This window comes from Bacillus sp. AK124 (assembly GCF_053903085.1).
Window position 1 is genome coordinate 2,400,996 of record NZ_CP096378.1, and the last position, 24,833, is coordinate 2,425,828.

The following is a 24,833-nucleotide window of genomic DNA, read 5'->3' on the forward strand; positions in this document are numbered from 1 at the left end:
GATCAAGAAGCTCACCGCAAATGAAAAGACACAATGAAACTGCCTCTTCTAATAAAGAGACAGATCCAAACGCAAAGGGGGAAGGGTTTATTATGAAGGAGCCAGACCGCATTCAACTCGATTCTTTTCACATGACAATTTTATCTGATGGAGCATTTCGAGTTTCAAGGGATTTCTTTTTGGCGGGAGGAGACCCCCATGAAGCAGAACATTATCCTGAAGAATTTGAAGTAGCGCTGAACTTTATCTGCCTGGAAACGAACGAAAAACGGATACTGATTGATACGGGATTTGGCGAAACAGGCGGACAAGAAAGCGGGCACTTGATTCATCACCTGACACAGGCGGGAATTAAGCCTGATTCCATAGACTTTGTCATTTTGTCACACAGTCATTTAGATCATACGGGAGGTCTTCTGAATAACGGGATACCCGCTTTTCCAAACGCTGTTCATCTGATCAGTGAAGCAGAATGGCTGTACGCAAAACAATCGCCTGCCTCTGAACAGTTTCGCATTCTCTCCGCTGTCCGGCCGCTTTTGAAGCTGCTGACAGAAGATACCGAACTGCTTCCCGGACTGAAGCTGATCCATACGCCCGGACATACACCTGGACACTTGACTATTGAATTACAGACAAAAGACGGGGTCTGTCAGATCATCAATGACGTATTTCACATTCCCGAAAGCATCTCCAATCCAAAGCTGCGGGTTTCGCTTGAGCATGACCCTAAAGAGGGGGAAAAGACAAGAAGACTGCTGGCCCGGCAGGCTTATAACGGACAGGTCCTGCTCCACGGGTGTCATTTCCCCTACCCTGGTTTCGGGTTAATCGAAAAGCAGGGCTCACTTTTTCAATGGAAACCGGTCCAATACGAAAAGAAAACTCGCTGAATCAGCGAGTTTTCCAATTTAAACTAAGATATCAACGACAAACTGTGACCAAGATTCAAGTCTGTCATAGACGCTTTTATCTTTCAGATCACTGGCTTTCATCCACCGGCCGGCAATCTGCTCCTTTTCTTTAACTTCAACGTGTGCGCCCGGTTTTAATTCAAGCGCTGAAAGGATTCCGATATGTACTTTTCCGACGCTGTTTTCATCATCATTAATCAGTCCGAGCGTCACCATTTTTTCTTTATCTGATTCCTCAATCAGAAGCTCTTCATCAAGTTCACGGTCTGTGTTTAACTTCAGAATACCGGAAAAATCAAGCCCTTCGGCAAAGTTCATGTGGCCGCCGAAGCCGAGTGACAGCTTGTTGTGAAGCCGCGCTTCCCCTCCGCCTTCGAGCCGCTCGTATACAAATATTTCGTCTTCTCTTTTGATGACAACATAAGGGATCGGCTGTTTAAACGCAGGATCTTCTTCGGCGTCTCCCCTTCTCATTTCACTGAAGTGCTGTTCAATATGCGCCATGATCTTCTCGACCTTCTCACCGTCGCTGTTGACGCCTTGGAAGGTCAGCGTTTCATTTGCAAATACGTTTTCCCGCGGGACCACGAGAATGATTTCATCCATTTTTCCCATTGTATCCGTTTCCTCCTCAAAGTGAAAAGAGCAGATTCGTTCTGCTCTCATTTTGCCGTGTATCTATAACTGAAAGGCGGGGCTTGGGCGCGGATGCGCCCTTTTAGCCCGGCCGGCTTACTTATCGTCAAAGTAAAAATCGTCGTCTCTTATCGGTTCAACTGTTGCTTTTTTGTAGCCGTTTCCTTTCATTGAGAAGAAGTCGTGTGACTTCGTTTTCGTATTCAACCCGTTCAACACGATCGGATTGATCTCTTCTTCTTCAAAATAAGCTTCAAAGCCAAGGTTCATCAGCGCTTTGTTGGCATTATAGCGGATAAACTTCTTCACGTCGTGTGAAAGGCCGACCTGGTCGTACAGATCTTCTGTATATTCAAGCTCATTTTCATAAAGCTCTTTTAATAGATCAATGGCAAACGCGTACAGCTCTTCTTTTTTCTCAGGTGTCTGCTGATTGTAAATCTCCTGAGCGAGCAGGCCGACATAGACGCCATGAATCGCTTCGTCCCGCAAGATCAGGTTGATGATTTCGCCGCTTTGCATCAGCTTGCCCTGTCCGTAAAAATAAAGCGGGTAGTAGAAGCCGCTGTAGAACAGGAAGCTTTCTAAATAAACGGATGCGACCATCGCTTTAAACAGCGAAATTTTATCACCCTGGCGAATTTTCTCATAGAGTCCGACAATGACCTGAGCTTTTTTCTGCAAATATTTGTTTTGTTTAACCCATTCAAAGACTTCGTTGATCGTCTCTGTCGGGGCAAGCGTCATGAAAATGTTTGAATAGGACTTGGCGTGGACCGCGTTTTCCATCATCGCCATGAAGTTCAGCACCGCTTTGCGCTGATGCCCTTCCACATGCTCAGCGACAAGGGGCATTCCCGTGTTCCCCTGCTCTGTATCGAGAAGCGTCAGCCCCGCGAGCACCTTCATGTATGTGTCCTGTTCATTTTTACCCAAGTACTTCCATGTCAGAAGGTCTCCATTAAGCGCAATCTCTTCCGGAAGCCAAAATTGCTTCACATTTTGGTTGTAAAACATTTGGGTAAAATCATCTTCATGCTTTGACCAGTTTGCTGCATCATAAATTTTCGTCACTTTCGCATACTCTCCTTTAATCAAACGACACAAGAAAGGCAGCCTTCTTGCCCTGTATCCTTCGTTCTTGCATAGTAAAGTGTTTTGATTCCTTTATGGTGGGCATAAAGATCGATCCGGTTCAGATCGCGTGTCGTCATTGTATCTTTCAGGAACAATGTAAAGCTTATGCCTTGGTCAACGTGCTGCTGAATCGTCGAGATCATGTCGACAACTCTGAACATGTCCATATCATACGCTTCTTTATAGTAGAACCAGTTGCTCGGCGCAAGTCCAGGCATCGGATAGTACGTCTTGGAGTTGCCGTAGGTTCTTTCTTCAATCCGCTCCATGATCGGCATGACTGATGCCGTGCTTGACTGTACATATGAAATGGACCCGGTCGGTGCGATGCACAGTCTGTAGCTGTGATACAATCCGTGTTCTTTGACAAACTGTTTCAGCTGTTCCCAGTCTTCTTTTGTCGGGATGTGCATGCCTTCAAAAAGCTTGGCCACTTTTTCGAATTTAGGCGAGAAATCTTGAGTAACATACTTTTCGAAGTATTCACCCGTTGCGTAAGCCGAACCTTCGTAGTTATGGTACGTCTCACCTTTTTCTTTGGCGATTTCGGCAGACCGTTCAATCGAGTAAAAGTTCATCATCATAAAGAAAGTGTTCGCGAAGTCCCTCGCTTCCTCACTTTCGTAGGCGATATTGTTCTGTGCCAGGAATCCGTGCAGGTTCATCGCTCCAAGGCCGATGGATTTCATCGCTTTGTTCGCTTTTTTGACCGCCGGTGCGTTCGTAATGTTCGTCGTTTCAGAAACGTGCGTCAGCGAATCGGTTGCAAGCTTAACCGTCTGCTCAAGCGATTTGTTTTTCATGACGTTCAATATGTTCAATGAACCAAGGTTGCAGGAGATGTCAAGGCCGATCTCATCTTCTTGACCGTAGTCTGTGTATGAAGAAACCTGTGAAGCCTGAAGAACCTCTGAGCAAAGGTTGGAAAATTTAACCTTGGAAATATGATTGTTCGCATGCGCGTTGTTGACATTGTCCTGGAACATAATGTACGGATATCCTGATTCCGATCTTAACATCGCAAGCTTTTCGAGCATCTTGCGCGGGTGGATTTTTTCTTTTTTGACGCGCGGATCTTCCACAAGCCGGTCGTACATCTCGTTCATGTCCATTTCATCGAGGTGCTCGCCGTACGCTTTATAAACGGTGTGCGGATAGAATACGTATGCCGCTTTATCCTCTCTTGCAAGCTCGATGAATTTATCTGGAATGACGACTCCGATGGACAATGTTTTCACCCGGACATCCTCATCAGCCGAAATCTTCTTCGTATCGAGGAAATCGTTGATGTCGCGGTGGAAAATGTTTAAGTATGCAGCCCCTGAGCCTTGTCTTTGTCCCATCTGATCAGCGTAACGGAATGCGTTGTCAAGAAGCTTCATCACGCCGACGACGCCTTTTGTCGCGTTTTCGACGTCTTTGATCGCTTCGCCTTTCGCACGCAGTTTTGAAAGGTTCAACGATACGCCTCCGCCTAGCTTTGACAGCTGCATTGAAATATCAATCGCTCTCGAGATGTCGTTCAAGGAATCATTGACTTCCAAGAGGAAGCAGCTGACCAGCTCTCCTCGGCGTTTGCGGCCGGCATTTAAGAACGTCGGCGTGCTCGGCTGATACTCCTGGTTGATCATCATTCTGACGAATTCCTTCGCCTTCTCCTTATCCCCGTTTGCAAAAAATAAAGCTACGATAGAGATTCTGTCTTCATAGCGTTCAAGAATTTTTTTCTTGTCGTTTGTCTTCAGCGCATAGTCATTGTAAAACTTAAAAGCGCTCATAAAGGACGGGAATCTGAATTTTTTAGCGTAAGCCTCTTTGAACACTTCCTTGATTTCTTCGAACGTGTAGCGGCTTAAAAACTCTTCTTCATAGTAGTCATTCTTGATTAAGTAATCGATTTTCTCTTTCAGATCATGGAAAAATACCGTATTTTGGTTGATATAGTCTACAAAATAACTATGTACAGCTTCTTTATCTTTATCAAACTGGAATTTCCCGTCTTTTTGGATCATGATCTCATTGTTTAACTGGATCCATTTTGGCACTTGATTTTGTGACAATTCTTTCTACCTCCTGAGTAAACAGTTCAACGTCTTTGGCCGTCCCGCTGAGCTCAAATTTGCCGAGAATCGGAACCTGATACTGCTTCGAGATTTTTTCTGCGCTTTTCGCAAAATTGTCTCCCCACACTCTGTTTCCGCTTGCCGCAACTCCCAAAAGAAGATGGGCGTTTTTCTCAAGAAACATCTCAGTCGTTTTCGGAACTTCCCCAAACCCTGTCGTGTACGTGATCAAAACAAACGGTTCGTCTAGATACTCCTCTGTGCTGACTTTCCGTTTATTGCGAAAAGGCGTCTTATCCACAAAGCGCTGAACGTTTCCCGTTTTTGAATCAAATACGATCTGAATCATCATTATCACGACCTAGTAAAATTGTTTCCGAGTCTTTCAACTCGAACCTTACACAATATATAGTATACTATCATTCAAGAAAACACAATATATTGTGCTCAGGTTGATGAAAGTTCACAATTTGCTTCAGCTTAGGAGGCCTAAGGCCAAAGAAATATGAGTAGAATGAGAGCCGTTCGCTCATCCTACTCACAAACCGAAATCTATCATAACACGAAAAAAATTGAGTTAGTAGACTAGACTTTTTCGCTTATTTTTTGTAAGTGTCACAGCACTTGTTCTCGCATACCTCTTTAATATCGGCTTCGATGCCGAGTTCCTTAAGAACCGACTGAACAGCCGTCATGATCGACGCTTCCCTGACAAGTTCTTTTCCGTTGACGAGAATACTTGTGCCGTATTCATAGCAGGAATCATCTTCACACGTCTCTTCCCAATGGTTGATGACGATCTTAGGTTTCATTGTTCGCTCATTCCTTTTCATTTTCAAACTGAATTGATGTAAACACTACTTAGTTTAGCGATTAGATGCCGCTTTGTAAATTTGAATGCCTCGGTCTTTCACAGGACGTGATGACGGCGGCGTTTTAGACAGGATGTCCAGCAATTGGTATCCGTTCCTTTTATTCCCAGACTCCTGCTCGGACCGGCAACGGCCGCAGTTGATTGTAAAGTCGCCTCGAAAACGACAAAATCCCAAAACAGTAAACTGTTTCAGGATTTTGTCAGGCAATCTGAAAAGACCATGCCAGGCATGGTCTTTTAGCCGTAAATCGCTATTCGAGTTCGAGTTGAACGTTTTTTTGCGGTGCAAATGTGGAAATGGCATGTTTGTATATAAGCTGCTGCTTTCCTTCCGATTCAATCAACACTGTAAAGTTGTCAAATCCTTTTACTTGTCCGCGCAGCTGAAATCCATTCAGTAAAAAGACCGTGACAAATGTACTTTCTTTCCGAATCTGATTCAAAAACTGATCTTGAATATTTATCGATTTCATGTTTCTGGTCCTCCTTGTTTCTCTATACCATACTGTTTCGATTAAAGTTCGAGCTTTCCTGCTATGTAAGTGAAAATTTCCTGTTTTTTCTGCTCGATATTGACAGGGGGCGTCATGTCATACCAGGCGACATCCATTTGATTTCTGAACCATGTCAGCTGTCTTTTGGCGTAGCGTCTCGAATTCCGCTTCAACGTCTCAACCGCCTCTTCCAAGGACGCTCTGCCTTCAAGGTGCGCATAAAGCTCTTTGTACCCGATGGCCTGAACAGACTGGCAATTTCTTATGTTTTCATCATAAAGCTGTTTCACTTCATTCAGCAGCCCCTCATCCATCATCTGGTCTACGCGGCTGTTGATCCTGTCATACAGCACTTCCCGCTCCATCGTCAAACCGATGAGAGCCGTGGTGTATAAAAGCTCTTTCCGCTGTCCTTCCATATGTTCAGACATCGTTTTTCCTGTCGTATGGAAAATTTCAAGCGCCCTGATGACCCTTCGTTTATTGTTTGGATGAATGGCTTTTGCCGCTCCGGGATCGCGCTCTTTCAATAGACAGTGAACATATTCGGCTCCTCTCTTGTCAGAGAGCGCCTCCATCTCCGCTCGGAACTCAGGGTCGCCCGCTTCCTCTGTGAATGAATAGTCGTAAAGGACAGACTGGATATAGAGCCCTGTCCCCCCCACAATCATCGGAAGCTTCCCTCGCCTGCCAATCTCTGCGATTTTTTGTCTGACGATCTCCTGATATTCAGCAACCGAGAAAGATTCCGTCGGTTCTTTAATATCGATCAAGTGATGCGGAACCCCGTTCATTTCTTCTTCTTTAATTTTTGCTGTGCCGATATCCATTCTTTTGTAAATCTGCATCGAATCTCCGCTGATAATTTCCGCATTCAAATGCTCGGCCAGCATCACGCTTAATTTTGTTTTACCGACAGCGGTCGGTCCGATCAAAACGATGACCGGCGGTTTCGTTTTATTCACTGCTGATCACTCTCTTTAAACAAGCTCCTCCCATTATACCATTTCACGTTCAAAAACACCCATTTCATTTTACCCGTTTTCATTGTTTTCCAAACATTCCCTCACCACCCTATCGGCTCATTCCCCACGATTTCTCTTGTGGAACCCTTAAAAGTATGCCGGTGCCTCTCCTTTATTCCATCGCTTACATACACGACTCCGCCAAATCTGATCGGGGGAGCCGCAGAATATGCCAGATAGGTCGTGCCCCCGATTTCATGATAATGCGTGCCGTCCGCCCGCGGAATCGCGGGCCCCGTAATCGCGTAATACCTGTGATAATGTCCCTTATCGAAAGAAGTGATGCCGGAATAAAAATGAACGTGCCCATCTGTATTGCTCCCGTTTGCCGGCTGGGAAAAGCCTTCAATTAGGTGGTAATGGCCATTGGCAGTCGATGTTCTCGCCCTGTAGGCGTGGGCATGGGGAGGCGCTTTTGACCAATCCGACTGATACAGCGTCATGTTTCATTCACTCCTTTTTAAGGGCGGCTTCACTAAAAAATACGACGGGCGCCCAAGCAAAAACGGCTGGGCAGAATACAGTGATGTTAGTCAGGTTTCATTTTATTATTGGAGGGATTTTTTTATGAATCATTTCGAGCACGCTCCTGTATACGGCGACGACAACCAGCGCATCATCGGCAGACCTTTCTTTGGCGGACCTTTTGGGCGCCCGTTTTTCGGCCCGCGTCCGTTTTTCGGTCCGGGCCCCTTCTTCGGAGGTTTTTTGGGCGGACTTACTGCCGGAGCGCTTCTCGGCCCTTGGGGATATCCGTATCCGCCGTATCCTTACTATCCTTTTTTCTGACAGATAAAGGCTCTTCCAGGGGCCTTTTTACATAACTTTTTTCTTGACTTAGAACTTTTGCATCAATTAAGATGGATTTTACCAACCGGTTAGTAATACGGGTTTTTTTTATGTCTAAAAAAGAAGAAATCTTTGAAGCGGCCTCATGACGATTGCGGAATACACCTTTAACACTTTAAGATCGTTTATGGGCTGCGTTTTTTGATATTCGAATGAAAACTAACTTTGTACAAGCGCCCTTGCTGCGGCAGCATGTCTTAAACCGCAGCGTGAGTTGTGTGAAAAGAGCGCTGGCAAATGGTCAAAGTCTTTTGTTTCAATTGGAACTGCTGGCTGACGAAGAGAAAGCTCTCCTTTTGAATCATGGAATAACATTGATAGAGGAGGATTTCATATGATTGCAGGCTACATTTTTCTGCTGATCGCCATCTTGTCAGAAGCGGCGGCAGCCGCCATGCTGAAAATCTCTGACGGGTTCGCGCGCTGGCGGCCGTCGGTTCTCGTAGTGATCGGCTACGGTCTCGCATTTTACATGATGTCGCTCACATTGCAGGTCATCCCGCTAAGCCTCTCCTATGCGACTTGGAGCGGAGCTGGCACCGTTCTGACTGCAATCATCGGCGTCTTGTGGTTTCAAGAAAAGCTGAACCGGCGAAATATCGCCGGCATTATTTGTCTCGTGTCAGGCGTTGTCCTGATCAATCTGTCATAAGGAGGAGAATGTCATGAAAGGCATGATCTTTTTGGCGGCTGCCATTTTGTCCGAAGTATTCGGAAGCACGATGCTGAAGCTGTCAGAAGGCTTTAGCGCCCCCCTGCCCGCGGCCGGTGTCATAATCGGTTTTGCGGCTTCTTTTACGTTTCTGAGCTTTTCATTAAAAACACTGCCTTTATCTGCGGCTTATGCGACTTGGGCCGGCACCGGGACGGCTTTGACAGCTGCGATCGGGTATTTTATATTTCAGGAGCCATTCAATCTCAAAACTCTTATTGGGCTTGTATTGATCATCTGCGGCGTCTTTTTGCTCAATTCAAAGCATGCTGACGCCGCAGACCAAAAAGCTCAGCTCACGATCGAAATCTAATCCGCTTTGGAGACGACAATCTTCGGGTCTAATTCAATGGCGACATTGCCCTGAACCGCCCTTGATATCATACAGGATGTCTCCGCCTTTTCAGCCAGTCTTTCGGCAAGTTGGACCTCTTTTTCCGCCGCTTCTTTCGGAAGGCGGATCAGAGGTCTGTGAATGATTTTTTCGTACGTAAACACCCCGCCTGTCACATCGACAACAGCCTCGGATTCCATCGTCAGGCTCTCTTTTTCCAATCCGCTTCTTTCCATCATGGCTGCAAGCGTGATGATATAGCAAGTCGCAGCGGCGCCGAGCAGCATTTCGTCAGGGTTTGTCCCTGCCCCCGGACCGTCCATTTCCTTTGGAATTGAAATTTCTGTTTTTAAATTCCCGCTTTCAATCCTTCCGATGTCGTTACGTTTTCCAGGCCAGTCTGCCTGAAGGTAAAAATGATGTTTAGCCATAAAAAATACCTCCTTTTTTTATCCTGCTTAAAGTCTACCGGTATTTGACCTTTCTGTCTGTTGATTTGCCTAAAAAACCGGTAAACCGTGACAGCCGTCTAACACACGGGGCATGAGCGGAACATAGAATACAACGAAAATCCGCGCAAGAAAGGACGAAAAGAAATGGAGAATGTAGAACATTTACAGCAGACACCGGCTCCCGAACAGCATATGCATATCCCCCAGTATCAGCACGCCGAAGCAGCCGTGCACCACATCAAATGTCCGTTGTTTCCGCACTTGAAACATAAGACGTTGTGCACAGTTGCGCCTTTTGTTCATTACGGTTTAAATGAAGCGCAAACCACTTCCTATCACCACGCCATGGAAGAAGTAGCGGCAATGGCTTATTTAATGGGCATGGGTATGGACCCTCACTTGGCCTACTGTACAGTTGAGTCATGGGAAATCAACGAAACATTCTACTAATTAGACTGAACGGTCAAAAATAAAGAGAAAAGACCGTTCAGTCTCAGGAAAAGTTAAAGCAGACGCCAGAGTCCGGCGTGTTCATTGGCGAAATCAGCCAGTGAACGCGGTTTTTTTCCCGTGATGCGTTCCACTGTATCTGTGATGCGGTTTTCTTTGCCATTCTTGATTTTCTCGTCTAGTTCCGACATGAATCCGGCATAATCGGGAGATAATCCTGCTTTTATATACCTTTCCCTCAAAGCGGACACTTCGACATTGACATGCCTGACGTCGCGGCCTGCCGCTCTGCCGATGATTGCCGCGGCTTCAGCATAACTCAAGGCTTCCGGCCCGGTCAAGATATGGCTCGTATTATGCGGCTTTTGATCAAGCAATGCGCGCACAGCCACTTCAGCAATATCGTCTGCATCTATAAACCCGACTTTGCCGCTGCCTGACGCCGTGACGATTTCATTTTTCTTCCGAATCGAAGCGCCATGCTGATGGTCAAAATTCTGCATGAAATATGAAGGCTTTAGCACCGTCCATTCAGGAACATATCGCCTGACCGCGTGATGAAGCTTCCCGAATACAGGTCCGTCTTCATCAATAATGGCAGCGCTGAGCAGAACAATGCGGCGGACGCAGGATGCCGCTGCCATTTCCAAAAACGGCACAACGAGCGGCGACGGTTCGAATACACCGACAGGCGCAACCAAATACAATGAGTTCGTGTTTTTTAATGCGTCTCTGTAAGTTTTTTGATCATTCCAGTCAAAATACACATGTTCCGTTCCGGCCATTGCAGGCATTCTCCGGCTTGCGATCCGGACACCGGCCCCCGAACGTACAAGCCGTTTGGCGATTCGGCTTCCAGTCGTGCCGGTTCCACCGGTAATCAATATTTTTTTCTCCACTTTTATCACTCCTTGTTACGTCATTAAAAAGTCTGCAGCCGTCCCCCCGAACGATTCGATGACAGTCAGAGGATTCCAATAATCTTTGTAGTGGACAATTTTGCCCTCTTTCATGTTTACAAGGCTGATGTACTGTTGGTTATAAGGAAGCCCCGTCTCGCACACCGTGCCTTCACATTCAAATTCGACAGCTGCATAGCCCGTATTTGCCATTTGATGAATAGTGGGCGCTGTGAAGCGGACAATATCGATCTTTTCGGGAAAATCCTTTATATATTCGTAAATCGCCGACTTTCCTTCTAGTTTTTTAGGAAAACCTGGCGGTGCATATGGATGCTCAAACACCGCGTCTTGATCCCAAAGCTGTATCCACTTTTCCATATCCTTTTCGAGCATCGACTGCAAAAATTGTTCCACGACATCGGTTATCGTATGCGCCATTTTCTTTCCCCCATTCTTTTTTGACCAATTGGTCTAAAATAGTGATAAAAACGAGCGGCAGCCCATCTTCCTTGACGAAAAAATTCTTTAATCAAGAACAGACAGGCTGACATCGATCAAATCCTGAAGGGCGTCAAAGTCCCCCGTTAACTTCGCCTGAAACGTGAGCGACAGCCGGGTTTGATTTAAAAAACGGGCAACTGCTGAAAGATCTTGACCTCCCTTCTTTAGTTCCCCCTGTGACTCGGCCCGGACAAGCGCTTTGTAAAAGGCGGTTTCCAGTTGCTTTGTCTGCTTATCAAAGTATTCGGCAACCTCTTGATCACGGGGAATTTGTTCAATTGCACTGTTGATGATATAGCATGCCTTTGAGCGCTCGGGGTCTTTCAGAGCGTTTAAGCTTTCCTGAAAGATCTGCCGAACCGATTGCTTCACTGAGCCGGGGCTTTCAAGCCTGGCGATTACTTGAGCATTTTTATCATCAAGATATCTTGTAAGAGCGGCAATAAACAGATCCCGTTTCGTGCCGAATGTATTGTACAGACTTTGCCTGGCAATTCCCAGGCGGCTGAGCAGCTCTTGCATCGATGCGCCTTCATAGCCGAATTGGCCGAAAACCTCCATTGCTTTATGAAGGACGAGGGCGGTATCGAATTCTTTGCTTCTTCCCAAGCCTTTATCACCTCCTTTATTTGAAGAATACTCTTTTTAGATCGATCAGTCAAGAATTATCCGCTTCACGGATCTATTCACCATTCCGATTGAGAAAATCGGCGCATGATCCTTCAGCGCCGGTCATAGACATAGCATAAAACCCCTGTCACATACAGAGGAACAAAAGGAAGTGTGCCCGTTGTTTATTTATACGGTTCAGCCGGGAGATTCATTATTTGTCATCGGTGCCAGGTTCGGAATTTCGATTGACCAGATCCGATTGGTAAACGGGTTGGTCGAAACAAACATTGTCCCCGGACAGGCTCTTTTAATACCGCTTTATACATATACGGTTCAGCAGGGAGACAATTATGATTCGATTGCCCGCCGGACGTTTGTAACCGCCGAAGCATTGCAAAAAGCAAATCCGTCTGTAACGCCTGCCAATATGAGGCCGGGGATGAAAGTGACGATTCCGGAATTACCGAAAAAACCGATCACCGCTTTAGGATATTACACATTGAGAAACCCAGGCTTAGACCAGGAATTGATTCATAATTTTGCCCCCTACGCCACATATCTGGCATTTTTTGAATACCATATTTCAAGCGACGGATCGTTAAGCGAGCTGAATGATTCACCGGCGGTACAAACGGCCTGGAGGCGGCGCGTTCCTCCCCTCATGACAGTCACCAATCTGACAGAAACAGGCTTTAGTCCGTCTCTTGCGCACCGCGTATTAAATCAGCCTGCCGTAAGAAAGCGACTCATCGACAATATTGTTCAAACGATTTCCAGAAAAGGATATGCTGGCGTCAATATTGATTTCGAACAGATTGTGGAGGAAGACAGAGATTTATTTTCAGGTTTTCTCCGCCTGTTGAAAGAGCGGCTGAAGCCTTCCGGTTATGTGTTGACGGTTGCCGTTCCGCCGAAAACAAATGAAAATATCGCCTGGCTGAAAGGGTATGACTATGGCGGAATCGGCGCAGTGAGCGACCTTGTCTTTATCATGGCATACGACTGGCACCACGGAACAAGCGAACCCGGCCCCGTCGCTCCGATCAATGAAGTCCGGCAGACGATTCAATTTGCCCTTCGCCATATTCCAAAAGAAAAAATCATTCTCGGCTTTCCGCTTTACGGCTATAACTGGACGCTGCCCTATCAGCCTGGTACCGTATACCCGGGAATCGCCAACCAAGGCGCCGTTCAGCTCGCCATGAAGCACCAGGTACCGATTCAATATGATACAAAGTCTGAGTCCCCTTTTCTCCAATACACAGATGAACAAGGCAGAAGGCACATCATATGGTTTGAAGACGCACGCAGTATTGGAAAAAAACTGCAACTCATCATCGAATACGGACTTGGCGGCGGCGGTGTCTGGCAGCTCACGCTCAGTTTTCCGCAAGGAACCTGGCTCTTGACCAAATTCTTTCGCGTCAGAAAAGCCTGACAGCAACATGTAATTTATTGTAAAACAGCAAACAGAATAATCCCGCTAACGAACCTTGATACTAATGATGTGTCCTTCACACCATAACAAATCTGAAAGGAATGTTTGCAATTGAATAATGGGATTCATGAAACATTGGAACTGCATGAGCTGTTAATGTTTAAAAACCTTTGCCTGACTAAGTCATCAACAATGACGGGAATGGTGCAGGATCAAGAGCTTCGCGACATCTTGGAACGGGATGCTTCCCAAACAAAGCATCAGATCGAGCATTTGCAAGGACTGCTGTCAATGAGAGGTGAAACCGTATGAACGAATTCATCCAAAACATGACAGGAATGGGCGCGATGACTGAACAAGTGATAGCGACCGACTTTTTAATCTCAGCGAAAACCGGTGTCAAAAACATTGCCACTGCTATCACAGAAACATCTTCTCCAGAAGTGCGTGAAACGCTTAAGCAGTATTTAAACGACGCGATTGATACTCATGAACAGATCACAAACTATATGATGTCAAAAGGTTATTACCATCCTGCCAATTTATCTCAACAAATTCAAGTTGATACCAAAGCTGCCGAAACAGCTAAAGATCTTCCGCAACTGTAATGAAAACGCGTGAATCCCCCGCAGTCCATACGCGGGGGATTCTTATTTAAACGGTTTCTTCTTTTTTCTCATCATAATCAATGACTGCCTTTGGAAGGGCCGTATATTTCGCCCAGTAAAATACCGCAATCGATCCTGCTGCGATCAAGATTAAATCGACCGGCGTCCTCAATAGGCCCACGCCGTTACCGAATGAGCCGAGATACGACAAAATCAAGAGCATGACATAATAACCGACAATCCACCAGCTTGATTTAAGCTGCTGTGCAAACGAAACATCGTCTTGGGGAACATATTTTTTACACGCGCAATAAACGGCAAACATCACGAGCTGCGATCCGAGCAGCCATGACACGGTGTTCCAGCCTGACCAATAGACGATATACGACGCAAATACGAAGGAGACAGGAGCAATGACAGCCATCCCCTTGATTTGCAGAGGCTTGTTGAGTTGCTTGGCATTCACATTCAGCGCTGCCGCTGAAACCGGAGCAATCGCATAGGAAAGAATCAAGGCTACAGAGCAAACATTGACGAGCGCGTCCCAAGACGGAAAAGGAAGCGTCCAAAAAACGGCGAGCGCGAACGACAGCCACAACGACGGACGCGGAATTCCCGTCGATTTATTCACCTTGGCAAACACTTTGAACAACGTGCCGTTCCGCGCCCATGCATAAACCAAGCGCGACGTCGTATTCATAAAAATATTGCCGTTTCCGCCGGGTGATAAGATCGCATCCAGAACGACAAGAGTGGCAAGCCAGCCCATCCCGAGAAGCACCGCGATGTCTTTGAATGGAAGAGAAAATTCCTTGCCGATCGCTTTCCAGCCGTCATTCAGCATATCAGTCGGGATGGCTCCGATAAACACCACTTGCAGTATCGTATAAATGCAAGCCGAAACAATGATGCAAATCAGCAGAGCGACCGGGATGTTCCGCTGCGGATTTTTCACTTCACCGGCGACCGAAACGATCGGATGAAGACCGAGGTATGCAAACATCACCCCGCCGGTCGAAATGGACGCCTGCACCCCGTCAAAGCCAAACGGGGCAAATTCTCCCGCAAAGTTGGCCGACTTAAAATGGAATATCAATACGACAATGATCGTCAAAGGAACAAAATACTTAAAAACCGAAATGATTAAATTTGATTTCGCAAACGCTTTGACACTCCAATAATTGAGTAAAAAGAACAAACAAAGCAGCACAAACTGCAAAAGCCAGCCGATAATCGTCGGCGATTCAGAACCTTTTATCGTCAAACCGGGAAACCAATAAGCTACGTATTGCCTGACAGCGGTCACTTCGATTGAAATCAGGCTTGTATAGGCAACGATCGTGATAAATGAAATCAAGTATCCGACAAGGTGGCCGTGGGTATACACCGGATAGCGGATAATCCCGCCCGTCCGCGGCAAAGCAGCTCCCAGCTCGGCATAAACGAGGCCGATTAAAAGGATAATGACGCCGCCGATAATCCACGAAAAGCTTCCCGCGGGCCCGGCTTTTGAAGCGACATTGCTGACGGCAAACAGCCAAGCCGAGCCGAATATCGCTCCCATGCCGATCAAAATCAGGTCAAGCAGAGAGATCGTTTTTTTGAAATTGCCCTGATTTGACAAATCACTTCCTCCTTTTTAATACATTTAATAGAAGGTAGTATGTTCAAAAAGCGCCTCTGTATACTTTTCCCGCTTCCTTTCGGCTGCAACAAAAAACCCGGGGATTTCCCGGGTTCCTTCATATGGTTATTTCACTCCTGCCGGTGCTAAAAATGACTCAATTTCATCTGCGGCTTTCTCGGCTCCTCCTGCTTGTTTAATGTGCTCTTGCATGTCCTTTACGCGTTTCAGGACATCCAGGTTACCGTCCGTCTGGGAGACGGCTTCCCGCAATGAAGCAACTGTTGTGTCCTCCGGCTGTAAATGCTTGCCAAGCCCGAGTTCTTCGACGCGGCGGGCAGTGATTTCCTGTTCAGGCATTTGCGGGACGGCAACAAGCGGTACACCGGCATTCAATCCTTCCATCGTACTGTTCATACCCCCATGGGTGATGAAAAGCTCTGCTTTCTTCAGGATTTCCAGCTGGGGAACGCGCTGATGAATCGAAAAGTTATCAGGTATGTCGTCAAAGCTTTCAGGATCGATTGTCGTGCCGACAGCCATGATCACCTGCCACTTCGTGTCCCTGAATGCTTCGATGCACATATGATAAAATTCCGGCCAGGCATTGAACGCCGTCCCTAAAGAAATCAGCATGACAGGACGGCCGCTGTCCGAAATAACCGGCGTGTCTTTTTCCTGAAACTTGCGTTTGGCTAGAGAAGGACCGACAAAAGAGAACCGTTCATCAAACGTTTCGCCGTAAGGCTGAAAAGCACGAGGCATAAATACAATGTTCAATTTTGCCGGTTCGAACATCTCTTCAAAATTAAATGACGGAAGATTCGCATTTTTCAAAGCGGCTTCTTGCTCAGGCGTGAGCTCGATCTTAAACTCTTCAGACATTGATTTGAATGAAAAATGTTCGTTCTGTGCATATGTAGAACAAAGGCGAACCGCCTCTATTCCAAACTTCTCAGCCAGCATTTTTCCCGCCATGGCCATAAAGTCAAAAAGGATGAGGTCAGGCTTGTCATTCTCATAAAGCGCTTCAAGCTGAGGAAGAACCTCCTCCATTTCTTTCATAAACATCATCGGAGCCTGTGTCATATCCTTTTTATTTTTCATCAGCTCCCGAATTTGCTGCGGATCGATATTTAAAGTTGAGCGGTAGTTGAGCGGCTCTGCCCCAGTTTCCTCAACAGCTTTCACAAACTCATCCGTTACCGGATATGTTACCCGATAACCGCGTTTGACAAGGCTTGCCGTTAAAGCAAGCGTCGGATTAATATGCCCGTGAGCGGGAATATTAAAAATCGCGATATGTTTTTGGCCCATTTTTTAACCTCCCGTTATTTTTCGCTTCATAACAGTAACGATGATTTTAAATCTCTTTCACTATGTTAAACAACATATTATAGATAATAAAGGAAAAACCCTTCAAAATTAAATTAAAATTAAAAAATACTAATATAGTCCTTTTTCTCACAAAAAAACACCAAACTTTAGACCTTAGTTTAAGGCCGCACTCGACTTTATTCCCCTTTTCGATACTGCCGACTTATATTTCAATCGTTTTAAAACAAAAAACAACCGTCAAAACAGCACTCGTTTTAACGGATGTCATGAAATTGCCATATTTTAAATTTAGTTTAAATTATTCTGTAAATGATGGTAAATACAAAAAAATTTTTATAATGTTATTTTGTCGCGCTTCCTGCTTCATTTCCTTTCAAAACTATCGTTTATCGTTTCCTTCTCATCATAATTAGATATGAAAGGACTGTTGTTATTGGTATATACAGCGGAACATCTTGATGATTATTTAATGGAACAAGCATCCAACAATCATTTTCACGGCAGCATTTTGCTGGCAGACTCAAACGGTATTCTGCTATCGAAAGGATACGGTTATGCTAATTGCAAGGACAAAGTGAAGAATAAACCGTCTACACGCTACCAAATTGCTTCGCTGACAAAGCAATTCACAGCCATAGCGGTCATGCAGCTGCAAGAAAAGGGGCTGCTTCGTACTGATGATCCGGTACAAAACTATTTAGAAGGCTATCCGAACGGCGACAGCATTACCATCAAACATTTATTAAGCCATACGTCCGGAATTCCTGATTTTCTAGAGGAAGAATTGCTCGATATTGAGCTGGAGCGCGCACCGTTAGACCAATTTATCGGCCGGTTTATTGACAAACCGCTCGAATTTCGCCCGGGACAAATGTTTAATTACAGCAATTCAGGATACATATTACTCACAAAAATCATTGAAACAATCACAAATGAAGCTTATGGAGATGTCATTCAAGAATTGATCTTTGACCCTTTAGGCATGAAAAACTCCGGTTTCTTCGCTTCCCCGGAAGATATTTCGCCCACAGTCGGATACTTATGCCTGAATCGCGAAATGATCAAAGCGCCTATCGTATACGGCTACGGGGAAAGCGGGCTGTATTCAACCGTTGAAGACTTGTACTTATGGGACAGGGCGCTTTACACTGAAAAGCTTGTCACAAAAGGCGCTTTGAAAGAAGCGCTTTACAGCTGTGTCAAAAAACCGGCTTTTGCAGCCGAAGGCCCTTCTCCGGCACTCATTCAAAACAATTCGATCGGATACGGATGGTTTATTAATCATCAAAACAAGTATAAAATATGGCATGATGGAGAAATCCACGGTTTTATCAGCTCGATTAACCGATACATAAACGAGAAAAAAGTGCTGATTATGCTCAGCAATTGCAACCTGTCAAAAACAGACGAGATTTTGGCAAACGTGGAAGAAGCTTTATTGCAAATATAGAAGCTAAAAACAAAGAAAGGCAGCGGGAGCGGTATGATCAAAAAACTATTCACTATCATCATCATGGCAAGTATCATCGCGGTCGGATTCGTCTGCAAAGATTCCTGGCTCGGCGTCATCAGGGACGGAGGCGTTTATTCGGTGCTATTCAGCATGCTGCTTGTGGCGGCCTGTGTATTTTTCCCGATCGTCCCGTTTGCGCTCATTGCCGGATTAAACGGCGCTTTGTTCGGAATCGCAAACGGCGTGCTGATCACGCTGACAGGGTCGATGCTCGGCACCATGCTCTTGTTCTTCCTCTCACGTTACGGATTCAGAGATTTGGCTCGCAAACGCTTAACGAAATACCCGAAAATGAGCGAATATGAAGCCTATTTTAACCAAAATGCTTTTACAGCCGTACTATTGGGCAGACTGATCCCCGTTATCCCCGCCGTTGTCATGAATATTGTCTGCGGATTAAGCAAGGTGAAATGGGCTGTCTTTTTCGCGGCTTCGACACTTGGAAAAATCCCTAACGTTCTCGTCGTCTCGATCGCAGGTGCCAATTTCAGTGAAAACAAGCTGATCTCTATCGGTGTCTACGGCTTATACATGGCGATCATAGCGCTTGTCATCTACAGAAAGTATCCCCATCTGACTCAAAAACATAAAGAGACCAAACAGACAGGGAAGCCTTCTTGACCCGCTGAGGCGGCAATGATAGCCGCCGCCTTCGTTTTTCGGTTGAACGTCAGCCGATTACAACAGCCGTACCATATCCGATTAGTTCGGAGGTACCCTGGCCTGCAGATAGTTCGAACCTTAGACCGACGATCGCGTTTGCTCCGAGTTCTTCAGCTTGATTCACGAGCCGTTCCCTCACAGCTTTTTTCGAATCCTCAAGCATTTGGGTGTAATTTTTTAATTCTCCGCCAATGACCGACTTCAATCCTGACAGAATATCTTTTCCGATATTCCGCGACTGAACGATGCTGCTGGTGACAAGCCCTTTGACTTCGACGATATTTTGATTCGCGATTGTATCTGTTGTGACGATGATCATTCATATCCTCCCTTTTCCTATACTTACTAGCTACCATACCATATACGCCGGAAGCGTGCAGTTATTTATCCATCATATCGGCTGGATTTTTAAAATGTTAAGTTTTTTATGCAAAGTTTTACCACATTGCATAGCCGCATCGTTTCAATCGCGGGATTTCCGTAAAATGGAAAATGACTCGAAAGAAGTGAATATAGATAACTTTATAGCGTTGTTAATTTCAGCTTCACAAGAAAAATTGAGTTTCTTTTGAATGCACTTCTTCATGTTAACACTCTTTCATCCCAGTTGATTCTTCTTCCACTTCCTTATTTTAGTCCTGAAGTTTTTAAATGGAGCCACAGAGTTGACGTGAATGAACCTTATAGCAGGCCACTTCGGGTTTTCACCTGTCCAATTCAAAGTACCTTGGGTGAATAATTCTTCATCCGTGAGCGTATCAATCCAAGACTGAAGTTGTGCCTCTGCTTTCTTGAATTCTTGGCGAAGCTCAGTTAACGAAAAGTGAGAATACATATCGTAAAAAGATTGATAAAGAGCACCCAGTTGGTTCCATTTATAATGAGGAGAGGGAGTGACAACGGTTTTTCCCAAGCGCTCATCCCTGTCCCAGCTCATCAACAGGTTTAACCATCCGAGCTGATAAGCAAGGATTTCCCCTGGCGTTCGATCTACGTCTTGATCCCGAACATCTCTAAACTGATCGGGGATATCGTCAAACTCCCCATCTAGTAACAAATAACGCTTATGAATTTCTTCTTTTAAATGTTTCTTGGACTCGTACACCGTAATCCCTCCTTGATATCAACTATAGTGTACACTACACGGATTGTCCGCCTTATTTTAAAACAAATCATGAACTTTTAAGAGCAGTTTGCGAGACTTCCCTTACATTGCATGTATATTAATTTGTTCGACGGTTCTCGCTTCAATATGAGGTAATGTGAATCGGCTCCCCTGCCGTCGACTCTACGTCAACCTCTCTTGATACCCAAATTCAATTCAAATGCCTCCATGCATCACTAGAATCGGCTTCCCTTCACCTATTCGCGAATATTCAATTGTCAGTCCGTCAATTTCAAAGGTGCCGATGCTTCTTTCATAATTTCTTCATCCTTTACTTTCATCATGTTTCAGAAAATCCATACAACATAAAAAACGGCTGGGCGGTCCCGCCCAACCATTCGAATATGTTAAGATTTTTTGCGTTTGCAAGTCAATAAATATAGCAATCCGCCAGCCAATACAAAGACTGTGAATATGGCAAACGAGCGGCTGAATACAGCGCCCCAGGCATTGTCCATTGCCGGAAGCGCAGAATAGCCGAACCCGCGCACTGCCATCAAGCCTCCTGCAAATGCGACGCCTATTCCTTCAGATAAAAAACAGGCAAAATTCAGCATCCCCATTCCAGCGCCTGCAGCCTCTTCTTCCAAGCTTTCTGCGGCACTATTGGAAATCGACGTCTTCACAAATGAAAGACCGCCAAATATAAACACGAGCAGCATCGTCATCAACCATGGTGTCCGGTCACCGAACTGTGACGCGGCCGCTATGGTTGCCAAGATCAATAACCATCCAAGAGTAAAAACAAACCGGCTGCCGAAGCGATCGGTAAGGGCTCCCCCCGCGACGCCGAAAAAGATAACGCCCACACTACCCGGAAGCATAATGCCGCTTCCGATAATATCGGCATTTAAACTGAACAAGACTGTCATCATATATGGAACGACAGAGACGATTCCCGCAACGCTTCCCAATACGATACATCCTGCCAAAACGACGCCTATATATCTGCGATTCTTGATTAAAGACCGGTCAATAAAAGGATGTTCCGCATATCGGGTATGAACCGCAGCTCCAATCAAGCAAAAAATGCCCGCCGCTAAATAAAAGACATGATACAGCGATATATATACAGCGAACATCACAATGCTGATTGTCAGCAGGACGATCCCAATGATATCCAGATTTGCTTTTACAGCGGCTTCAGCAGGCATATTTCTGAGGAAGAATGGAATCGACATCAGCGCCGCCATCGGAAGAAGGAACAGAAACGACCAATGAATATGATGTACAATCATTCCGCCGATAGCCGGACCTATTCCCTCGCCCATTGCCACCAGTGATCCGACAAGGCCGAACGCTTTGCCCCGGCCCTCCGGACGAACATAGCGTGTAATGATGACCAGGATAAGCGCGGGTACAGCGGAAGCCCCGGCTCCTTGAACAAAGCGCGCAAAGATCACGGCCGTGAAATAAGACTGAGCCGAAAGACCTATTAATGAACCTCCGCCATAGATGATTAGTCCGGCCACAAACAGCTTTCTGACACCATACATATCAGAAAGCCTGCTGTAAACGACCGAACCAGCAGCAAAGGAAATGATAAAACTCGTATTCACCCAATTTGCCGCGGCAGGCGACACGCCAAATTGATTTTTTATGTCCGGCAATGCAACATTAAATACGGTTTCGTTCATCACACTGAAGAAAGCGACAAAGCTAAGCCACCAAAACGCCTTCTTTTGATGCTTGAAGGACTGCATTTTACTGTTTTTCAATTGAATGATACCCCCAAAATTATAGGGGAATCACGCAGTTTATAGGGTTAATGATGCGCTTTCCCCTCAAATGTTAACCCATTTATTTTTTTGCACTTCATCATTCATGCGCCTCCTCATATTTGATTTTTAAATTATACAATTGATCAACAAAGGGATCAATGTAAGGAACATAAGCTGAACTTTCACATTGCAAAAAAAGGCCAATGAAGAATACCGGTGCAGTACCCTTCATTGACCTTTATTCGTGACATACTGAGCAAGCCAGCCTTGTCCTGTGCTTTTCCGAAAGCTTAATCAAATTCCCTGTTTAATAATTTTTTCAGTTCCTTTTTTTGTTTTTTCGATACGAGAATATACAAAATATCGCCTGATTTAATTTTCGTTTCTCCGTGCGGCGTGACCAAATCCCCGTTTCGGATGATCGCATTGATCAGGGCATCTTTCGGAAAGCTGATGTCTTTCAGTGCCTGCCCGGTGATGGCTGTTTGGTCATCGACTTCAAATTCGATAATTTCGGCGTTCGCCTTGCCGATGGAAACAAGCTCGAGCGAATGCGGCGCTTCGACTTTCTGCGGTCCGTTCAATTTCAATTTTTCTGCGAAGACCGATATGGTTGATCCTTGGATCAAAGCAGATGTTAAAACGACGAAGAATACGACATTGAAGACCAATTGGCTGTTTTCAAGCCCCATCGTCATGGGGAATGTTGCGAGAACGATCGGAACGGCCCCTTTTAATCCGGCCCACGACAAGAAGATTTTTTCGTTAAAATGAAAGCCCATTTTGATGGTCGACAGAAAAACGGCAACCGGTCTGGCGATAAAAATTAAAATCAGCGAAAGCAGGAAGCCTTTGAAAATGATATCGAAAGATAAAAATTGGGCAGGAAAAACCAATAATCCTAGAATAATAAACATCAAAATCTGCATCATCCAGGCAAAGCCTTCATTAAACCTGAAAATAGAATGTCGGTAAGTCAAATCTTGATTTCCGATGACAAGCGCAGCAATGTAGACGGCAAGCAAGCCGCTCGCCCCGATGACATCTGTAAGACTGTAGGTAAGAAGCGCAAAAGCAAGAGCAAAGATCGGATAAAGTCCGCTTGAATCCAAGTTGATTTTATTGATGGCAAAGCTGGCGAACCGCCCGAGTACATATCCGAGCAAAAGCCCCATTCCCATCTGCCAGAAAAATGAAATCACAAGCATGAAATAAGATGAATGATCAGCCGTCAGCAGCTGGATGAGCGATAAAGTCAAAAACATCGCCATCGGATCATTTGTACCCGACTCTGCTTCCAGTGTAGAGCTCAATCTGTCTCTAATATTCTGGCCTTTCAAAACGGCGAAAATCGCGGCCGCATCTGTAGAACCGACAATCGCTCCGAATAAAAAGCCTTCCATCCAGGAAACATTAAAAATCAGTTTGGCCGCAACCGCAACCACACAGGTGGTCAGCAAAACGCCAATCGTTGCGAGCGACAATGAAGGAACGGCGACCGCTTTGATTGAAGACCATTTTGTTTGCAGACCGCCTTCAAAAAGGATGACGACGAGTGCGATAACTCCGATCAGCTGGGCTAACTCGGGATTATTAAAATAAATAATTCCGAGACCGTCGCTCCCCATGATCATCCCGACAATCAAGAACAAGACGAGAGCGGGCACTCCGAGCCTAGTCGAAAATTTCGTTGTCAGTACACCGATAATCAGCAATAAGGCCGCTAATAAAATAAACTGCTCCATATTAATGTGTTCCAACCATTTATCCTCCTCCCAATCTTAACCGATACTGGTGCTGTCCCCCGTTCTTTTACCCGAACAGGCACCCTCATAAAACGTATGTAACAAACGATGTTCGCGTATGCTCGTGTATGGGACCGTCCTTCAGTCTTCACTCCGTCCGTGAAACTTTGTGCCTGCAATCGCAATAATCCCAATAATGATTGTGATTGGAATCCAAATCACGGCAAACGGATGCGCAGGCTCAGCAAGTGCGGCGATGACGGCCCCCAGGCAATAGAGCACAATCGTCAAAGCGCGAAGCCATGCGTCCTTATGGATGACCTTTTGGTCGTTTTTGCTGAGGAACCGTTTTGTCACATCTTCGAAAAAGTTTGCGAGCGTCCCCGTTAGGACAGTAGTGGAAATCCCTGCAATGCCGAGCTTTCTGGCTGCTGTAGTCTGAAGCCCCATCGCCATGCTTAACAGCAAGATCAAAAAGTGTGGCGAACTTTCATAGAAAGTCAGACAAGCAAATAGAAGCAATACGGCTGCTTCAACAGCAAGTGCAATCGTGACGCCTGACGGCCAGAACGATTTTTCTTGTTTTCCGACAATGGCTGCTGAAATAATCACGCCGATGATAAATCCGAACAATGCGATCAGCGAGTACACGGCGGTCGCATGAAGAGAATTGCCGATTGATAATCCTAACAGTACGATATTCCCGGTCATATTAGCAGTAAATACGTGACCGATACTTAAGTACCCAATCACATCTACAATACCTGCTGTCAAACAGAGAAGCAAAAGCATGATGTTTCGTTCAAGAGCAGCATTCAATGTGATTCAATCCTTTCGAAGCTATTCTGCCCGGCGGAATGTTAAACCATTCCATCCGGTATGTCATGAGCCTTTCCTAAGGGAAAACTCGATTTGGGGGCTTTTTTATTGTTAGAAAAAGAGGGGTTCTTAACGAAAAAATGCGGGCGATCCGATCATGCACCTCAGCAAAACACTTATCGCTCATCGTGTTACATCTACAATTCAATTGTATCATAAGCATTAAAATTTTTTATAAATGAAG

Annotated in this window: 29 protein-coding genes; 10 read left to right on the forward strand and 19 right to left on the reverse strand. The window is 45.5% G+C overall.

The annotated features are described in order from the left end of the window. The first annotated feature begins 20 nt into the window (after positions 1 to 20). Positions 21 to 893, forward strand: a complete 873-nt coding sequence (locus tag M1E06_RS12005) for an MBL fold metallo-hydrolase (RefSeq protein WP_411221240.1) — start codon at positions 21 to 23, stop codon at positions 891 to 893. A gap of 18 nt (positions 894 to 911) precedes the next feature. Here the strand turns inward: M1E06_RS12005 and M1E06_RS12010 are convergent, their stop codons facing one another. From M1E06_RS12010 to M1E06_RS12045, 8 genes are all read right to left on the reverse strand, one after another. Further along, the gene (locus M1E06_RS12010) at positions 912 to 1,529 is read right to left on the reverse strand and encodes a hypothetical protein (protein ID WP_216904286.1); all 618 of its coding nucleotides are present in this window, start codon (positions 1,527 to 1,529) and stop codon (positions 912 to 914) included. 117 nt (positions 1,530 to 1,646) lie between these two features. Next, positions 1,647 to 2,624 (reverse strand): class 1b ribonucleoside-diphosphate reductase subunit beta, encoded by a 978-nt coding sequence (gene nrdF / locus M1E06_RS12015; protein ID WP_020451505.1) that lies wholly within the window; start codon positions 2,622 to 2,624, stop codon positions 1,647 to 1,649. 20 nt (positions 2,625 to 2,644) lie between these two features. Beyond that, positions 2,645 to 4,747: a class 1b ribonucleoside-diphosphate reductase subunit alpha gene (gene nrdE, locus M1E06_RS12020; RefSeq protein ID WP_020451504.1), complete on the reverse strand. Its 2,103-nt coding sequence runs from the start codon at positions 4,745 to 4,747 to the stop codon at positions 2,645 to 2,647. Next, the gene (gene nrdI / locus M1E06_RS12025; protein ID WP_020451503.1) at positions 4,704 to 5,099 is read right to left on the reverse strand and encodes a class Ib ribonucleoside-diphosphate reductase assembly flavoprotein NrdI; all 396 of its coding nucleotides are present in this window, start codon (positions 5,097 to 5,099) and stop codon (positions 4,704 to 4,706) included. The genes nrdE and nrdI overlap by 44 nt, the downstream gene beginning before the upstream one ends. Positions 5,100 to 5,349: 250 nt before the next feature. Beyond that, complete coding sequence (locus M1E06_RS12030) at positions 5,350 to 5,562, reverse strand: hypothetical protein (RefSeq protein ID WP_020451502.1); 213 nt, start codon at positions 5,560 to 5,562, stop codon at positions 5,350 to 5,352. Between the two features lie 313 nt (positions 5,563 to 5,875). Next, positions 5,876 to 6,097 (reverse strand): RNA chaperone Hfq, encoded by a 222-nt coding sequence (gene hfq, locus M1E06_RS12035; protein ID WP_020451500.1) that lies wholly within the window; start codon positions 6,095 to 6,097, stop codon positions 5,876 to 5,878. A gap of 41 nt (positions 6,098 to 6,138) precedes the next feature. After that, positions 6,139 to 7,083, reverse strand: a complete 945-nt coding sequence (gene miaA, locus M1E06_RS12040) for a tRNA (adenosine(37)-N6)-dimethylallyltransferase MiaA (RefSeq protein ID WP_020451499.1) — start codon at positions 7,081 to 7,083, stop codon at positions 6,139 to 6,141. Positions 7,084 to 7,184: 101 nt separating this feature from the next. Next, positions 7,185 to 7,586, reverse strand: coding sequence for a YmaF family protein (locus M1E06_RS12045; protein ID WP_020451498.1), 402 nt, complete (start codon positions 7,584 to 7,586; stop codon positions 7,185 to 7,187). 124 nt (positions 7,587 to 7,710) lie between these two features. Here M1E06_RS12045 and M1E06_RS12050 point away from each other — a divergent pair, with 124 nt between their 5' ends. From M1E06_RS12050 to erbB, 3 genes are all read left to right on the forward strand, one after another. Further along, positions 7,711 to 7,932, forward strand: coding sequence for a hypothetical protein (locus tag M1E06_RS12050; protein ID WP_020451497.1), 222 nt, complete (start codon positions 7,711 to 7,713; stop codon positions 7,930 to 7,932). Between the two features lie 394 nt (positions 7,933 to 8,326). Further along, positions 8,327 to 8,644, forward strand: coding sequence for an SMR family multidrug efflux transporter EbrA (erbA, locus tag M1E06_RS12055; RefSeq protein WP_020451496.1), 318 nt, complete (start codon positions 8,327 to 8,329; stop codon positions 8,642 to 8,644). Positions 8,645 to 8,657: 13 nt separating this feature from the next. Next, a complete protein-coding gene (erbB, locus tag M1E06_RS12060) occupies positions 8,658 to 9,017 on the forward strand; it encodes an SMR family multidrug efflux transporter EbrB (RefSeq protein WP_020451495.1) in 360 nt (119 codons plus the stop codon). Here erbB and M1E06_RS12065 read toward each other — a convergent pair. Next, positions 9,014 to 9,469 (reverse strand): OsmC family protein, encoded by a 456-nt coding sequence (locus M1E06_RS12065; protein WP_059231941.1) that lies wholly within the window; start codon positions 9,467 to 9,469, stop codon positions 9,014 to 9,016. The genes erbB and M1E06_RS12065 overlap by 4 nt on opposite strands. A gap of 165 nt (positions 9,470 to 9,634) precedes the next feature. On the opposite strand from M1E06_RS12065, the gene M1E06_RS12070 reads away from it, so the two are divergent. Next, positions 9,635 to 9,940, forward strand: coding sequence for a hypothetical protein (locus M1E06_RS12070; RefSeq protein ID WP_020451493.1), 306 nt, complete (start codon positions 9,635 to 9,637; stop codon positions 9,938 to 9,940). Positions 9,941 to 9,993: 53 nt separating this feature from the next. Here the strand turns inward: M1E06_RS12070 and M1E06_RS12075 are convergent, their stop codons facing one another. The 3 genes from M1E06_RS12075 to M1E06_RS12085 form a co-directional block, all read right to left on the reverse strand. After that, positions 9,994 to 10,845 carry an NmrA family NAD(P)-binding protein gene (locus tag M1E06_RS12075; RefSeq protein ID WP_189319627.1) on the reverse strand — a complete coding sequence of 284 codons (852 nt, stop codon included), beginning with the start codon at positions 10,843 to 10,845 and terminating at the stop codon, positions 9,994 to 9,996. Positions 10,846 to 10,854: 9 nt separating this feature from the next. Then, positions 10,855 to 11,280, reverse strand: a complete 426-nt coding sequence (locus M1E06_RS12080; protein ID WP_105978870.1) for a nuclear transport factor 2 family protein — start codon at positions 11,278 to 11,280, stop codon at positions 10,855 to 10,857. 87 nt (positions 11,281 to 11,367) lie between these two features. Beyond that, entirely contained in the window at positions 11,368 to 11,952 is a 585-nt protein-coding gene (locus tag M1E06_RS12085; protein ID WP_020451490.1) for a TetR/AcrR family transcriptional regulator, read from the reverse strand. 181 nt (positions 11,953 to 12,133) lie between these two features. Between M1E06_RS12085 and M1E06_RS12090 the strand changes: the two genes are divergently transcribed. The 3 genes from M1E06_RS12090 (at position 12,134) to M1E06_RS12100 (ending at position 14,001) form a co-directional block, all read left to right on the forward strand. Continuing rightward, positions 12,134 to 13,393, forward strand: a complete 1,260-nt coding sequence (locus M1E06_RS12090; RefSeq protein ID WP_216904284.1) for a glycosyl hydrolase family 18 protein — start codon at positions 12,134 to 12,136, stop codon at positions 13,391 to 13,393. Positions 13,394 to 13,504: 111 nt separating this feature from the next. Then, on the forward strand, positions 13,505 to 13,705 hold the full coding sequence (locus M1E06_RS12095; protein ID WP_023857660.1) for a spore coat protein: 201 nt from the start codon (positions 13,505 to 13,507) through the stop codon (positions 13,703 to 13,705). Next, positions 13,702 to 14,001: a spore coat protein gene (locus M1E06_RS12100; RefSeq protein ID WP_020451487.1), complete on the forward strand. Its 300-nt coding sequence runs from the start codon at positions 13,702 to 13,704 to the stop codon at positions 13,999 to 14,001. Before M1E06_RS12095 ends, M1E06_RS12100 begins: the two co-directional genes overlap by 4 nt. A 46-nt stretch (positions 14,002 to 14,047) precedes the next feature. Here M1E06_RS12100 and M1E06_RS12105 read toward each other — a convergent pair whose 3' ends face one another. Continuing rightward, positions 14,048 to 15,625, reverse strand: a complete 1,578-nt coding sequence (locus tag M1E06_RS12105; protein WP_020451486.1) for an APC family permease — start codon at positions 15,623 to 15,625, stop codon at positions 14,048 to 14,050. A 126-nt stretch (positions 15,626 to 15,751) separates the two neighbouring features. Further along, positions 15,752 to 16,942 (reverse strand): UDP-glycosyltransferase YjiC, encoded by a 1,191-nt coding sequence (yjiC, locus tag M1E06_RS12110; RefSeq protein WP_020451485.1) that lies wholly within the window; start codon positions 16,940 to 16,942, stop codon positions 15,752 to 15,754. 454 nt (positions 16,943 to 17,396) lie between these two features. On the opposite strand from yjiC, the gene M1E06_RS12115 reads away from it, so the two are divergent. Continuing rightward, positions 17,397 to 18,413 (forward strand): serine hydrolase domain-containing protein, encoded by a 1,017-nt coding sequence (locus M1E06_RS12115; RefSeq protein ID WP_025811467.1) that lies wholly within the window; start codon positions 17,397 to 17,399, stop codon positions 18,411 to 18,413. Positions 18,414 to 18,446: 33 nt separating this feature from the next. Next, positions 18,447 to 19,097, forward strand: a complete 651-nt coding sequence (locus M1E06_RS12120; protein WP_023857664.1) for a TVP38/TMEM64 family protein — start codon at positions 18,447 to 18,449, stop codon at positions 19,095 to 19,097. A 49-nt stretch (positions 19,098 to 19,146) separates the two neighbouring features. On the opposite strand, the gene M1E06_RS12125 is transcribed toward M1E06_RS12120, so the two are convergent. From M1E06_RS12125 to M1E06_RS12145, 5 genes are all read right to left on the reverse strand, one after another. Next, a complete protein-coding gene (locus M1E06_RS12125; protein ID WP_003182008.1) occupies positions 19,147 to 19,458 on the reverse strand; it encodes a YbjQ family protein in 312 nt (103 codons plus the stop codon). 279 nt (positions 19,459 to 19,737) lie between these two features. Continuing rightward, the gene (locus M1E06_RS12130; RefSeq protein WP_025811465.1) at positions 19,738 to 20,250 is read right to left on the reverse strand and encodes a ClbS/DfsB family four-helix bundle protein; all 513 of its coding nucleotides are present in this window, start codon (positions 20,248 to 20,250) and stop codon (positions 19,738 to 19,740) included. A gap of 401 nt (positions 20,251 to 20,651) precedes the next feature. Beyond that, positions 20,652 to 22,022 carry an MFS transporter gene (locus M1E06_RS12135; RefSeq protein ID WP_235442595.1) on the reverse strand — a complete coding sequence of 457 codons (1,371 nt, stop codon included), beginning with the start codon at positions 22,020 to 22,022 and terminating at the stop codon, positions 20,652 to 20,654. Positions 22,023 to 22,315: 293 nt separating this feature from the next. Next, positions 22,316 to 23,785, reverse strand: coding sequence for a potassium/proton antiporter (locus M1E06_RS12140; protein WP_020451480.1), 1,470 nt, complete (start codon positions 23,783 to 23,785; stop codon positions 22,316 to 22,318). Between the two features lie 126 nt (positions 23,786 to 23,911). Further along, a complete protein-coding gene (locus M1E06_RS12145; RefSeq protein ID WP_020451479.1) occupies positions 23,912 to 24,589 on the reverse strand; it encodes a YoaK family protein in 678 nt (225 codons plus the stop codon). Between the last annotated feature and the right edge of the window lie 244 nt (positions 24,590 to 24,833).